Origin of the sequence: Streptomyces anthophorae (genome assembly GCF_049310305.1) — a bacterium.
Classification (GTDB): Bacteria; Actinomycetota; Actinomycetes; order Streptomycetales; family Streptomycetaceae; genus Streptomyces.
In genome coordinates this window covers 3,756,755-3,770,522 of the sequence record NZ_JBLWQQ010000001.1, presented here as the reverse complement: position 1 = coordinate 3,770,522, position 13,768 = coordinate 3,756,755, and the positions used below count along the sequence as shown (strand labels likewise).

General features: G+C 70.6%; 11 protein-coding genes. 9 read left to right on the top strand and 2 right to left on the bottom strand.

The window, feature by feature from the left end; all coding sequences use genetic code 11:
- Positions 1 to 83: 83 nt before the first annotated feature.
- Positions 84 to 836, bottom strand: coding sequence for an RDD family protein (locus tag ACNYS0_RS16805; protein ID WP_422474552.1), 753 nt, complete (start codon positions 834 to 836; stop codon positions 84 to 86).
- A gap of 304 nt (positions 837 to 1,140) precedes the next feature.
- Here ACNYS0_RS16805 and ACNYS0_RS16800 point away from each other — a divergent pair, with 304 nt between their 5' ends.
- From ACNYS0_RS16800 to ACNYS0_RS16760, 9 genes are all read left to right on the top strand, one after another.
- Positions 1,141 to 2,004, top strand: coding sequence for a bifunctional methylenetetrahydrofolate dehydrogenase/methenyltetrahydrofolate cyclohydrolase (locus ACNYS0_RS16800; protein WP_422474550.1), 864 nt, complete (start codon positions 1,141 to 1,143; stop codon positions 2,002 to 2,004).
- Between the two features lie 16 nt (positions 2,005 to 2,020).
- A complete protein-coding gene (locus ACNYS0_RS16795; protein ID WP_422482679.1) occupies positions 2,021 to 2,443 on the top strand; it encodes a DUF3017 domain-containing protein in 423 nt (140 codons plus the stop codon).
- A 287-nt stretch (positions 2,444 to 2,730) separates the two neighbouring features.
- On the top strand, positions 2,731 to 3,762 hold the full coding sequence (locus tag ACNYS0_RS16790) for a helix-turn-helix domain-containing protein (protein WP_422474548.1): 1,032 nt from the start codon (positions 2,731 to 2,733) through the stop codon (positions 3,760 to 3,762).
- Positions 3,763 to 4,039: 277 nt separating this feature from the next.
- Positions 4,040 to 5,032, top strand: coding sequence for a malate dehydrogenase (locus ACNYS0_RS16785; protein WP_422474546.1), 993 nt, complete (start codon positions 4,040 to 4,042; stop codon positions 5,030 to 5,032).
- Between the two features lie 252 nt (positions 5,033 to 5,284).
- A complete protein-coding gene (locus ACNYS0_RS16780; RefSeq protein WP_422474544.1) occupies positions 5,285 to 6,787 on the top strand; it encodes an aldehyde dehydrogenase family protein in 1,503 nt (500 codons plus the stop codon).
- A 72-nt stretch (positions 6,788 to 6,859) separates the two neighbouring features.
- Positions 6,860 to 8,401 (top strand): GMC family oxidoreductase, encoded by a 1,542-nt coding sequence (locus ACNYS0_RS16775; protein WP_422474542.1) that lies wholly within the window; start codon positions 6,860 to 6,862, stop codon positions 8,399 to 8,401.
- A 20-nt stretch (positions 8,402 to 8,421) separates the two neighbouring features.
- The gene (locus ACNYS0_RS16770; RefSeq protein ID WP_422474540.1) at positions 8,422 to 9,615 is read left to right on the top strand and encodes a quaternary amine ABC transporter ATP-binding protein; all 1,194 of its coding nucleotides are present in this window, start codon (positions 8,422 to 8,424) and stop codon (positions 9,613 to 9,615) included.
- Positions 9,615 to 11,588: an ABC transporter permease gene (locus ACNYS0_RS16765; protein ID WP_422474538.1), complete on the top strand. Its 1,974-nt coding sequence runs from the start codon at positions 9,615 to 9,617 to the stop codon at positions 11,586 to 11,588. Before ACNYS0_RS16770 ends, ACNYS0_RS16765 begins: the two co-directional genes overlap by 1 nt.
- A gap of 1 nt (position 11,589) precedes the next feature.
- Complete coding sequence (locus ACNYS0_RS16760) at positions 11,590 to 12,564, top strand: ABC transporter substrate-binding protein (RefSeq protein WP_422474536.1); 975 nt, start codon at positions 11,590 to 11,592, stop codon at positions 12,562 to 12,564.
- Positions 12,565 to 12,823: 259 nt separating this feature from the next.
- On the opposite strand, the gene ACNYS0_RS16755 is transcribed toward ACNYS0_RS16760, so the two are convergent.
- A complete protein-coding gene (locus ACNYS0_RS16755) occupies positions 12,824 to 13,600 on the bottom strand; it encodes a hypothetical protein (protein WP_422474534.1) in 777 nt (258 codons plus the stop codon).
- Positions 13,601 to 13,768 lie beyond the last annotated feature (168 nt).

Here is a 13,768-nt window from a genome sequence, read left to right as displayed (position 1 = left end):
TGATCCACGGCAGTTGATCAGCGCAGCGCACGACGAAGGGCCCGCCGGTCGAGACCGGCGGGCCCTTTCGTTCGCGGACCGCGTCAGGAGTTCGTGACGACGGCCGTCTTCGCGGCCTTGTCGTGCCAGCCCTGAAGGCGGCCCGACTTGTCCCAGAACGGGGACAGGTAGACGAGCAGCGCACCGATGTAGCAGACGAACGCGCCGACCATCGGGATCAGGTAGCGCACGAGCGCCGCGCCGAAGCTCGGCTTGGCACCGGTCTCGGCGTTGATGACGCGGACGCCGACGGCGAGCTTGCCCAGGGTGGCGCCGACCGTGGAGATCATGATCGCTTCGTAGAGGAACATGATCGCCGCGAGGACACCCAGGACCGCGAACATGGCGACGATCACATTGGACGACGCGTCGTTCACGCAGGACTCGTAGTCCGACGCGTACGGGTCGCAGTCGCTGACCGACGACGCGGATCCGACGAGGCCGACGACGGAGACGATGCCGTAGATGACACCGATCAGCGCGCCGTCGATGGCGCGGGCGCCGAGACGGCGGCCCATCGAGGCGGGCGCGCCAGGACCCGACTGCGGGAAGTAACCGCCCGGGCCGCCCTGCTGCGGGTACGCGCCGTACGGCTGCCCCGGCTGCTGTTGCTGGGGGTACCCGTAGGGCTGGCCGGGCTGCTGCTGCTGCGGGTAGCCGTAGCCCTGCGGCGGAACGCCCTGCGGCGCCTGCTGGGGGTACGGGCCCGGCTGGGGCGGCTGCTGGCCGTAGGGGTTGTTCTGCGGCGGCTGCTGGGGCTGCTGGCCGTAGGGGTTGTTCGGATCGCCGAAACTCATGGCGCGTGTTCCTCCGTTGACTACGCGGGGACGACGCGGACAGCGAAGAGGAACGGGCCAGGTACCTGGCCGCGCGAGTAAACGGACTCCCCCGAGCTGCCCCCCTGCCGCCGCCTCCCAGTCACTCCCGCGGCAATGCATCGGTCATGTTCCCGCGCGCGCGGGAAGACTGTCCAGCCGACGGGTGTACTTGTTGTGCAAGTGCAATGTGGGGCGCCCGGAAGAGCGTGGTGTCAAGCGAAGGTACGAGAACCGGCCAGGGGCGAACTTGGGTCATGACACACCGCCCTGCGAGAATGGCGCCATGACCGCCCAGATTCTCGATGGCAAGGCCACCGCAGCCGCGATCAAGTCCGATCTGACCGCCCGCGTGGCGGCGCTGAAGGAGAAGGGGGTCACGCCGGGGCTCGGCACGATCCTCGTAGGGGAGGACCCCGGAAGCCAGAAGTATGTCGCGGGCAAGCACCGTGACTGTGCGCAGGTCGGCATCGCGTCGATCCAGCGCGAGCTGCCCGCGACGGCCACGCAGGAGGAGATCGAGGCCGTCGTCCGCGAGCTCAACGAGGACCCGGCCTGCACCGGCTACATCGTCCAGCTCCCGCTGCCCAAGGGCATCGACGAGAACCGCGTCCTGGAGCTGATGGACCCGGACAAGGACGCCGACGGCCTGCACCCCATGAACCTCGGCCGCCTCGTCCTCAACGAGCCGGCGCCGCTGCCCTGCACCCCGTACGGCATCATCACGCTGCTCCGCAAGCACGGCGTGGAGATCAAGGGCGCGGAGGTCGTCGTCGTCGGCCGCGGCGTCACCATCGGCCGCCCGATGCCGCTGCTGCTCACCCGCAAGTCCGAGAACGCGACCGTGACGCAGTGCCACACCGGCACCCGCGACCTGTCCGCGCACCTCAAGCGGGCCGACATCATCGTGGCCGCCGCGGGCGTGCCGCACCTGGTCAAGCCGGAGGACGTGAAGCCCGGCGCGGCCGTGCTCGACGTCGGTGTCTCGCGCGACGAGAACGGCAAGATCGTCGGCGATGTGCACCCCGGCGTCGCCGAGGTCGCGGGCTGGATCTCGCCGAACCCGGGCGGCGTGGGACCGATGACCCGTGCCCAGCTCCTCGTGAACGTGGTCGAGGCCGCCGAACGGGACGCGAACGGTGTCGGCTGACGCGGCGGGCGCCGCCATGGGGGCCGAGGGTGCCGCCGAGGACGCGAAGAAGCCCGGCAGCCGGCGCTTCCCGCTCTTCACGCGCGACACCGCCCGCCCCGAGGGCGGCGGCCGGGCCGCCGGCGGGGACGCGCCCGCGCCCGCCCGCCAGTGGCCGCTGATCGCCGTGCTCTCGGTGACCGCGCTCGGGCTGCTGCTCACGGCCTTCGGGCTGTTCCGCGTCGGCACGATGCTGGTCGGGATCGCGCTGATCGGCGGGGCCGTGCTGCGCTGGCTGCTGCCGGACGTCGGGATGCTGGCCGTGCGCTCGCGCTTCACCGACATGATCACGTGCGCGGGCCTCGGCATCGTCATCGTGCTGCTGGCGATGATGGCGCAGCCCAACCCCTGGCTGACGATTCCGTTTCTTCAGGACACGCTGCACTTCACGGTGCGCTGAGTCGTCGACGGGCCGCCGATGAGCCGTCGGTGAGCCGCTGACGACCCCAAGTGACAGGCGGGGCCTCCCCATTGGAGGCCCCGCCTCCTTTTGTGGTGATCTCCGGCACGTTCTCGGGGTTTTCCGCACGCAGGGCCCGGTGCACGCTGTCGAATGACCCCATACGCCCCCGGACCGGGAACTGACATCCTGGTTTCCCGCATCCCAATGGGTAGCCAGTGGGGGCCGAAGCGCGACGCGCGGCGCGGGGGAACACGGCTCGCGGGGGGAATAGGGGGAAGGGCGATATGCCTCGTTGGAAGGCGCTTCCGGATGAACTCGACCCACAGGTCAGGGAGTTCGCCGGGCAGTTGCGCCGGCTTGTGGACCGCAGCGGCCTGGGGATCGCCGCGCTCGCGGACCGTACCGGGTACAGCAAGACCTCGTGGGAGCGGTACCTGAACGGGAGGCTGCTCGCGCCCAAGGGTGCCATCGTCGCGCTCGCCGAGGTGACCGGCACCAATCCCGTTCATCTGACGACGATGTGGGAGCTCGCGGAGCGCGCGTGGAGCCGCTCCGAGATGCGCCACGACATGACCATGGAAGCCATCCGGATATCCCAGGCGCGGGCCGCGCTGGGCGAGTTCGGGGGGCCTGCGCAGACCACGCAGACCAAGCCCGCCAAGCCCGCCAAGGCCGCGAAGCCCGCCAGGCAGGCCGGACCCGCCGAGCAGGCCAGGGCGAAGAGCCCGACCGTCCCGCCGCAGGCGGCGGCGCCGAGCGTGGACCAGTTCGGCCCGCCGCCCGTGCTGTCCCCGCAGGGGCCCCCGCCGGGTGCGGTGCCGGGCGGCGGGGGCGGCCGCCGCAGGCTGCTGATGTTCGGGGCCGGGGCCCTGGGCGCGGCCCTGATCATCGCCATCGGCTTCTTCGTGCTGAACGGGAAGGGGGGCGAGCCCGAGGCCAAGAAGTCGCCCTCGCCGAGCGCGAGCGCGCCCCAACTGCCCGCGGGCGTCAAGTGCGTGGGCGCGGGCTGCGGCGGCAAGGACCCGGAGGCCATGAACTGCGGCGGCGACCTCGCCCTGAACTCGACGGAGGCCGTGATCGGCTCCGTCACCGTCCAGGTCCGCTACAGCAAGACGTGCAAGGCGGCGTGGGGCCGGATCCAGGGCGCGGCGCCCGGGGACGTCGTGCGGCTCCAGAAGGGGACCGCGTCCTCGAAGAAGGGCACGGTCAGCGCCTCGGACACGGACGCGTACACACCGATGATGGCCGTGGACGCGGCCTCCGACGTCAAGGCGTGCGTGACGCTCGCGAGCGGACAGAAGGGCTGCACCAAGTAGCTCCGCACGAACGGGGCATGGCCGCGCCGCTTCGGGGAAGGCGCAGCACTACCCCCACGGGAGCGCGCAGGAGCACCCCCACGGCGGCCGCCTGAGCCAACCTCTCCCGGGCTCGGCGGCCGTTCCTGTGTTCGGGTGCTGGTGCGCGCGAGTGTGCTGTGGGGCGGGCCACATGTACCTGTGGTTCCCCTTCGGGCGGGGCGCGATAGCCTGACGAACGGATCTCTTGATACCAAGAGATCGATCAAATTGACCTGCTGTCCTTACGGAGAACGCCATGACCCGCACTCCCGTGAATGTCACCGTCACCGGCGCCGCCGGCCAGATCGGCTACGCACTGCTCTTCCGCATCGCCTCCGGCCAGCTGCTCGGCGCGGACGTGCCGGTCAAACTGCGTCTCCTGGAGATCACCCCGGCGCTCAAGGCCGCCGAGGGCACCGCCATGGAGCTCGACGACTGCGCCTTCCCGCTGCTTCAGGGCATCGAGATCACCGATGACCCGAACGTCGCCTTCGACGGCACCAACGTGGGCCTCCTCGTCGGCGCCCGCCCGCGTACGAAGGGCATGGAGCGCGGCGACCTCCTCGAGGCCAACGGCGGCATCTTCAAGCCGCAGGGCAAGGCCATCAACGACAACGCCGCGGACGACGTCAAGATCCTGGTCGTCGGCAACCCGGCGAACACCAATGCGCTGATCGCCCAGGCCGCCGCCCCGGACGTACCGGCCGAGCGCTTCACCGCGATGACCCGCCTCGACCACAACCGCGCGCTGACCCAGCTCGCGAAGAAGTCGGGCGCCACCGTCGCCGACATCCAGCGCCTGACGATCTGGGGCAACCACTCGGCGACCCAGTACCCGGACATCTTCCAGGCCACGGTCGCGGGCAAGCCCGCCATCGAGGCCATCGGCAACGACGAGAAGTGGCTGGCCGAGGACTTCATCCCGACCGTCGCCAAGCGCGGTGCCGCGATCATCGAGGCCCGTGGCGCGTCCTCCGCCGCCTCCGCCGCCAACGCCGCCATCGACCACGTGCACACGTGGGTGAACGGCACGGCCGAGGGCGACTGGACCTCCATGGGCATCCCGTCGGACGGCTCGTACGGCGTCCCGGAGGGCATCATCTCGTCCTTCCCCGTCACCACGAAGGACGGCAAGTACGAGATCGTCCAGGGCCTGGAGATCAACGAGTTCTCGCGCACGCGCATCGACGCGTCCGTGCAGGAGCTGGTGGACGAGCGCGAGGCCGTGCGCGGCCTGGGCCTCATCTGAGTTCCGCCCTCGCTTGAGCCCTGCTTCCCGCGGGGCGGGAACCGCCCGTGGCGGGTCGATCACGACCCGCCACGGGCGCTTTCGTTTGTCCCGTTTTATTCTGCGCTTACGGTGATGCAGCGCACTTTTGGTCAGCGTTCGCGCATGCTTTCCCCGGCCCAGGGCAGGGGCCTGCATCGTCACCGTAGAGAGCGCCGAAAGGGCGTTTGCGGTGACCGGGGGACATTCCCGGAACGGAAGGCGAAGCAGGTCGTGTCAGTGCAGAACACCATTCATGTCGACGGAGAGTGGCGCGGGGCCGCAGCAGGGGCCACGCGCGAGATCCTCGACCCTGCGGATGCCAAGCCGTTCGCCGTGATCGCCGAAGGCGGCACCGAGGACGCGGACGCCGCCATCGCCGCGGCCCGCAAGGCCTTCGACGAGGGCCCCTGGCCGACGACGCCCGTCGCCGAGCGCGCCGCGCTCCTGCGCCGCGTCGCCGACCTCCTCGTCCGGGACCGCGAGAAGATCGGCCTCCTGGAGAGCCGGGACGCGGGCAAGACCGTCGAGGAGGGCCGCGTCGACGTCGACTGCGTCGCCGACGCCTTCCGCTACTTCGCCGACCTCGTCATCGGCGAGGGCGCGGGCCGCGTCGTCGACGCCGGGTCCGACGACATCCACAGCGTCGTCGTGCACGAGCCCATCGGCGTCTGCTCCATGATCACGCCGTGGAACTACCCGCTCCTCCAGGCGAGCTGGAAGATCGCCCCGGCGCTCGCCGCGGGCAACACCTTCGTCATCAAGCCGAGCGAGATCACGCCACTGACCACGGTCGTCCTCATCGAGCTGCTGGTCGAGGCCGGGCTTCCGCAGGGCGTCGCCAACATCGTGACCGGGCCCGGCGCCACCGTCGGCGCCCGCTTCGCCGACCACCCCGACGTCGACCTCGTCTCCTTCACCGGTGGCCTGGTCAGCGGCACCAAGGTCGCGCAGGCCGCCGCCGCGGACGTCAAGAAGGTCGCCCTCGAACTCGGCGGCAAGAACCCGAACGTCGTCTTCGCCGACGCCTGCGAGAGCGACGAGGACTTCGACACCGCCGTCGACCAGGCGCTCAACGCCGCCTTCATCCACAGCGGCCAGGTCTGCTCCGCGGGATCCCGCCTCATCATCGAGGAGTCCGTGCGCGAGCGCTTCGTCGCCGAGCTCACCCGCCGCGCCGAGAAGATCCGCCTCGGCCGCGGCACCGAGGAAGGCGTCGAGTGCGGCCCGCTGGTCAGCGAGCAGCAGCGCGACAAGACCGAGGGCTACGTCGCCTCCGCGCTCGCCGAGGGCGCCGTGCTGCGCTGCGGCGGCAAGCGCCCCGAGGCCTCCGACGTGCGGCCGGCCACCGGCTACTTCTACGAGCCGACCGTCCTCGACCAGTGCCACCGCGAGATGCGCGTCGTCCGTGAGGAGACCTTCGGGCCGATCCTCACCGTCGAGACGTTCCGCACCGAGGACGAGGCCGTCGAGCTCGCCAACGACACCGAGTACGGCCTTGCCGGCGGTGTGTGGACCACCGACGCGGGCCGCGCCCGCCGCATGGCCCGCCGCCTGCGCCACGGCACCGTCTGGATCAACGACTTCCACCCCTACCTGCCGCAGGCCGAGTGGGGCGGTTTCGGGAAGAGCGGCGTGGGCCGCGAGCTGGGCCCCGCCGGGCTCGCCGAGTACCGCGAGAGCAAGCACGTGTACCAGAACCTGGCGCCGAAGCCGGTCCGCTGGTTCGCGGGCTGACCGCCCCCCACCCGCCCTCGTACGCCCCCATTAAGCGAAGCACCTTGCAACGCCTTGGAGTTGAGCAGAGCAATGTCTGAAAACACCTACGACTACGTCATCGTCGGTGGCGGCACCGCGGGATCGGTGATCGCCTCCCGGCTCACCGAGAACCCGGACGTCACCGTCGCCGTCATCGAAGGCGGACCCAGCGACATCGACCGCGACGACGTCCTGACGCTGCGCCGCTGGCTCGGCCTGCTCGGCGGTGACCTGGACTACGGGTACACCACCACCGAGCAGCCGCGCGGCAACTCGCACATCCTGCACAGCCGCGCCAAGGTGCTGGGCGGCTGCTCGTCGCACAACACGCTCATCTCGTTCAAGCCGCTGCCCGGCGACTGGGACGAGTGGGCGGCCGCGGGCGCCGAGGGCTGGGACCACAAGACGATGGACCCGTACTTCTCCAAGCTGCGCAACAACATCGTGCCGGTCGACGCCAAGGACCGGAACGCGATCGCGAGCGACTTCGTCGAGGCCGCGCAGGCCGCGACGGGCGTCCCGCGCGTCGAGGGCTTCAACAAGGGCGCGTTCAAGGACGGCGTCGGCTTCTTCGACCTCGCGTACCACCCCGAGAACAACAAGCGCTCCAGCGCGTCGGTGGCGTACCTGCACCCGCACATGGAGGCGGGCGACCGCCCCAACCTGACGCTGATGCTGGAGACCTGGGCGTACAAGCTCGAGTTCGACGCCACGGACGCGGGCCTGACCGCGCGCGGCGTGCGCGTGCGCGGCAAGGACGGCGTCGAGAAGCTCGTCTCCGCGCGCACCGAGGTCCTCGTGTGCGCCGGCGCCGTCGACACGCCGCGTCTGCTCATGCACTCCGGCATCGGCCCGAAGGCCGACCTGGAGGCCCTGGGCATCCCGGTCCTGCACGACCTGCCGGGCGTCGGCGAGAACCTGCTCGACCACCCGGAGTCGGTCATCGTCTGGGAGACGAACGGGCCGATCCCCGAGAACAGCGCGATGGACTCCGACGCGGGTCTGTTCATCCAGCGGGACCCCGAGGCCACGGGCCCGGACCTGATGTTCCACTTCTACCAAATCCCGTTCACGGACAACCCGGAGCGCCTCGGCTACGAGAAGCCCGAGCACGGGGTGTCCATGACGCCGAACATCCCCAAGCCGAAGAGCCGCGGCCGTGTCTACCTGACCAGCGCGGACCCCGAGGTCAAGCCCGCCCTCGACTTCCGTTACTTCACGGACGAGGACGACTACGACGGCAGGACCCTCGTCGACGGCATCAAGATCGCCCGCGAGATCGCCAAGACCGAGCCGCTGGCCGGCTGGCTCAAGCGCGAGGTCTGCCCCGGCCCCGACGTCACGGACGACGAGGCGCTCAGCGAGTACGCGCGCAAGGTCGCGCACACCGTGTACCACCCCGCGGGAACTTGCCGCATCGGTGCTGCGGACGACGAACTCGCCGTGGTAGACCCCCAGTTGAAGGTCCGCGGGCTGCAATCCATCCGTATCGCCGACGCGTCCGTCTTCCCGACGATGCCCGCGGTGAACCCGATGATCGGGGTGCTCATGGTCGGGGAGAAGTGCGCCGAACTGCTGGGTGGTGATGCGTGATGAACGCGACTGTGTCCTCCATGTCCTCCGCTTCCTCCGCGGGCGCCGGTGAGCGGACCGATTCCGGGTCCGAGACCGTGTTCGCCGTGCGCAACCTGTGGAAGGTCTTCGGACCGAAGGCCGACCGCGTGCCGGGCCAGGCCGAACTGGCCGACCTGAACGCCGCCGAACTGCGGGCGAAGACCGGCTGCACGGCCGCCGTGCGCGACGTCTCGTTCGACGTGAAGAGGGGCGAGGTCTTCGTTGTCATGGGCCTGTCGGGCTCCGGCAAGTCGACCCTCGTCCGCTGTCTGACCAGGCTCATCGAGCCGACCTCCGGCAAGCTGGAGATCGACGGCGAGGACGTCCTCGGCATGGACAAGTCCCGCCTGCGCGAACTGCGCCGCCACCGCGCGGCCATGGTCTTCCAGCACTTCGGCCTCCTGCCGCACCGCACGGTCCTCGACAACGTCGCGTACGGCCTGGAGATCCAGGGCGTGGGCCGCGCCGAGCGCCGCGCGAAGGCCATGGAGGTCGTCGCGAAGGTCGGCCTCGACGGCCTCGAGCAGCGCCGCCCCGGGCAGCTCTCCGGTGGCCAGCAGCAGCGCGTCGGCCTGGCGCGTGCGCTCGCCGTCGACCCCGAAGTCCTCCTGTTCGACGAGCCGTTCAGCGCGCTCGACCCGCTGATCCGGCGGGACATGCAGGAGGAGGTCGTGCGCCTGCACCGCGAGGAGGGCCGCACGATGGTCTTCATCACCCACGACCTCCAGGAGGCGCTGCGCCTCGGCGACCGCATCGCGCTGATGCGCGACGGCAAGGTCGTCCAGCTCGGCACGCCCGAGGAGATCGTGGGCGCGCCCGCCGACGACTACGTCCGCGAGTTCGTCCGCGACGTGCCGCGCGAGCAGGTCATGACCGTACGCAGGGCCATGCGGCCCGCCGACGCGGACGAGGCGGACCGCGGTCCCTCGATCGAGGCGGGCGCGACCGTGTCCGAGGCGATCGAGGCGGTTGCTTCCAGCGGGTTCGCGGTGCGGGTGGTGGACCAGGGTGAGTGTGTCGGCGTGGTCGACCATGAGCTGCTGCTGGGTGTGGTGGCGGGGGTCTCCTCTGACGACGCCGGCACCGGGCCTACGTCTCGGGGCTCTGCCCCGGACCCCGCTCCTCAATCGCCGGAGGGGCTTGATGTGGCCGACGCGGGCGAGAAGCCCGGCGAGGGTACGGAGGCGGGCTGATGGCTACCGCCGTATCGGCCGGCTCGGCCACCAGTACCGCTGAGCAGCCCCGTCCGTTCTGGCGCAACCGCGCCCTGGGCAAGATCGTGCTGCTCGCCGTCGCCGCCGCGATCCTCGTTCCGCTGGTCAACGCCAAGTGGTCCAGCGGAACGTGGCCGCACGCCCTCACCGTCGACCTCACCAAGCCCCTCGGCAACGCCACGGACTGGGTGATCGACAACCGGGACACCAACCCGCTGTTCCTGTACTTCTTCGGCCACCTCAGCAACGCCGTGGTCGTCTCCGTGCGCGCCGTCTACCTGCTCCTGCTGGCACTGGGCTGGGCAGGCGTCACCGCGGCGGCGGGCCTCATCGCCTGGCGCGTGGCCGGCTGGCGCCTCGCCGCGTCCGCCGTTGTCGCGCTCCTGGCGTGCGGCGCCCTCGGCATGTGGGTGCCCACCATGCAGACGCTGGCGCTCATGGTGATCGCCGTGGTCGCCTCGGTGGTCCTGGGCGCGCTGCTCGGCCTCGCCTCCGGTCTCAGCGACACCATGTACCGGGTGCTGCGCCCGGTCCTCGACACCATGCAGGTGCTGCCCGCGTACGCGTACCTGCTGCCGGTCGTCCTCGTCTTCGGCATGGGCGTCCCGGCGGCCGTGTTCGCCACGGTGATCTACGCCGCCCCGCCGATGGCCCGCCTCACCGCGCTGGGCCTGCGCTCCGCGGACGGCGGCGTGATGGAGGCCGTCACCTCGCTCGGTGCCACGGCCCGCCAGCGCCTCTTCTCGGCGCGGCTGCCGCTGGCCCGCAAGGAACTCCTGCTCGGTCTCAACCAGACGATCATGATGGCGCTCTCCATGGCCGTCATCGCCTCCGTGATCGGCGCGGGCGGCCTCGGTGACCGCGTCTACCAGGCGCTCGCCTCCGTCGACGTCGGCGCCGCGCTCGCGGCCGGCATCCCGATCGTGCTGCTCGCCGTGATCCTGGACCGGGTCACGGCCGCGGCCGGGGCGCGGATGGGCTCGCACGACCCGTCCGGCCTGCACTGGAAGTGGGACGTGCTCGCCGTCGTCGTCGGCACCGGCGTGATCGCGGTCGTGGGCCGCCTCACCGACCGCCTCGACTGGCCCGACGCCTGGACCGTGAACATCGCCACGCCCGTCAACGACGCGGTCGACTGGATGACGGACCACCTGTACTCCGGTGTCCCGTACATCGGCGGCACCGCCGACTGGGCCGCGCACTTCACCACCGGCATCCTCAACCCGGTGCGCGACGGCCTCACCTGGCTGCCCTGGTGGTCGGTGCTGCTGATCGTCGCCGCGCTCGCCTGGCTGATCGGCACCTGGCGCACCGCGCTCACCGCGGTCCTCGCGATGGCGGGGGTCGGCGTCCTCGGCGTGTGGAAGCCGTCGCTCGACACCCTCTCGCAGGTCCTCGCGGCGGTCGCCGTCACGCTGGTGCTCGGCTTCGCGATCGGTATCGCGGCGGCCCGCAGCGAGCGCTTCGAGCGCGTCCTGCGTCCCGTCCTCGACGTCTTCCAGACGATGCCGCAGTTCGTGTACCTGATCCCGGTCGTCGCGCTCTTCGCCGTCGGCCGCGCCCCGGCCGTCGCCGCGGCGGTCGTCTACGCGCTGCCCGCCGTCGTCCGCATCACCACGCAGGGTCTACGACAGGTGGACCCGGCCGCGATGGAGGCGTCCCGCTCCATGGGCGCGACCGCGGGGCAGCAGCTCCGCCAGGTCCAACTCCCGCTCGCCAGGCCGGCCTTGCTGCTCGCCGTCAACCAGGGCATCGTCCTGGTCCTCGCCGTCGTCATCATCGGCGGCCTGGTCGGCGGTGGCGCGCTCGGCTACGACGTCGTGTTCGGCATCGCCCAGGGCGACCTCGCCACGGGCCTCGTGGCGGGCGCCGCGATCGTCTGCCTGGGCCTGATGCTGGACCGGGTGACGCAGCCGACGGAACGCCGCGACCGCGGTGGAAAGGGGGCGTGACATGCGTATCCGTACGCGTATGACGCCGCTCAAGGCAGTCGTGGGAATCGGTGTGCTGCTCGCGGCCACCGGCTGCGGCGCGGCCGACATGACCAAGCAGTCCTCCCCGTTCGCCAACGCGCAGGGCGCCAAGACGGTGACCCTCTCGGTCCAGTCCTGGGTCGGCGCGCAGGCGAACGTGGCGGTCGCCCAATACCTCCTGGAACACGAACTCGGCTACCGGGTCGACACGGTCCAGGTCGACGAGGTTCCCGCGTGGGACGCCCTCAGCCAGGGCCGCGTCGACGCGATCCTGGAGGACTGGGGCCACCCCGAGCAGGTGCAGCGCTACGTCAAGGACAAGAAGCTGATCCAGCCCGGCGGCGACCTCGGCGTCACCGGCCACATCGGCTGGTTCGTCCCGACGTACTTCGCGAAGAAGCACCCGGACATCACGAACTGGAAGAACCTCAACAAGTACGCCGACCAGTTCAAGACGGCGGAGAGCGGCGGCAAGGGCCAACTCCTCGACGGCTCACCGTCGTACGTCACGAACGACAAGGCGCTGGTGAAGAACCTGAACCTGGACTACCAGGTCGTCTTCGCTGGCTCCGAGGCCGCCCAGATCACGCAGATGAAGCAGTTCGCCAAGGCGAAGAAGCCCTTCCTCTCGTACTGGTACACGCCGCAGTGGCTCACGAAGCAGGTGCCGATGACGGAGGTGAAGCTGCCCAAGTACAAGGAGGGCTGCGACGCCGATCCGCAGAAGATCACCTGCGCCTATCCGACGACGCCGCTCCAGAAGTACCTCAACACCAACTTCGCCAAGAACGGCGGCGAAGCGGCGCAGCTCCTGAAGAACTTCAAGTGGACGACGGACGACCAGAACGAGGTCTCGCTCCTGATCGCCGACAAGAAGCTCACGCCGGAGGCCGCCGCGAAGAAGTGGGTCGACACCCACAAGTCGACGTGGAAGCAGTGGCTCCCGAAGAAGTAGCCACGCTTGCTGTCCCGCCCCGGGGCCCCGACCGCACCCCGCGGCCGGGGCCTCGGCGTCGTTCGTGAGGGGGACTGTGACGCGTAACGACGAAATGCTTGGCGTCAGCCGTCACAGTCCACGCTGTAGCGCAGCTTTGCGCGCCTCCCGGTCGCTGCTCAGGCGATCGAGCCCGCCGCGCGCGCCACGCTCGGCGAGCCGGGCGTAGGCGGCTCGTCGACGACGGCGCCGTCTCTCTTCTTCCAGCACGGTGTCGATGTCACGTCCCTCCGGTGCCCGCACGGCACCCCCGGCACAGTCCGCCCGGCAGGGCATCGGGCCGACCCGGGCGGCCGCAGTCCGTGCACTCCATGAGGCCTCGGCGGGCAGACTGTGCCGGGGTGGCGGCGGGGGTGAGCCGGACCCGGTGCGGTGGCAGCTTGTCGCGCAGGCGGCGAGCGACGAAGGCGCGGGGGGAGTGGACGACGCCGGGCAGACCGGCCGTCATGGCCTGAGTGAAGAGCTGCGGGTCGGGTTCGCGCGCCAGCCATTCGGCGGCGGCCGGTTCCAGGGCCGCGCAGTCCGCTGCGGAGAGGGGCAACCGGGGTTCGCGGAGGCCCAGTTGGGCGAGACGTCGGTAGGCATCGGTCCGGGTTGGCCGCTCCTGCTCGCGTTCCGGCTCCGGTACGTCACCGTCGAGGAACCGGGTCCACCACTCGTCGCTGCGCGCGATGCGGGACCAGTACGTGTGGAACACCCAGCGGGTCGTACCGCTCTCGGTGCCGAGGTCGGACAGCCGGCGTACGCGGCGCAGATGCCCTGCGGCGGACAGCTCGTTGAGCGCGGACCGTACGGCTGCCTGCCCGTAGAGAGGCTGGACCTTGGCGAGCGTCTTCGCGTCCATGGCGGCGTGCTCGGGGAGCGCGTCGACGAACCCGGCGAGATAGCGGGCGCGGAGGGGGAGGTGGGCGAACGTGTCGCGCCGGAGGGGGCCTTGGTCCGGGGTTCCGCGTTTTCCGTAGCCGGGGTTGGCCATGGGGTGTGCGGCGGAGGGCATGGCGGGGATAGGGTTTTGAGCAGCCACGAGATCGCCCTTTACGGTCTTGGTGGTCAGACCCCGGCGGGTGTTCGCAGCACCCGACCGGGGTTGTTTGTTGCGGCGAACGCTAGAGGTTCGCAACCCTGCGTCGCAACCTGGTCGCGGAAAGTCATGTCGACTGGCTGT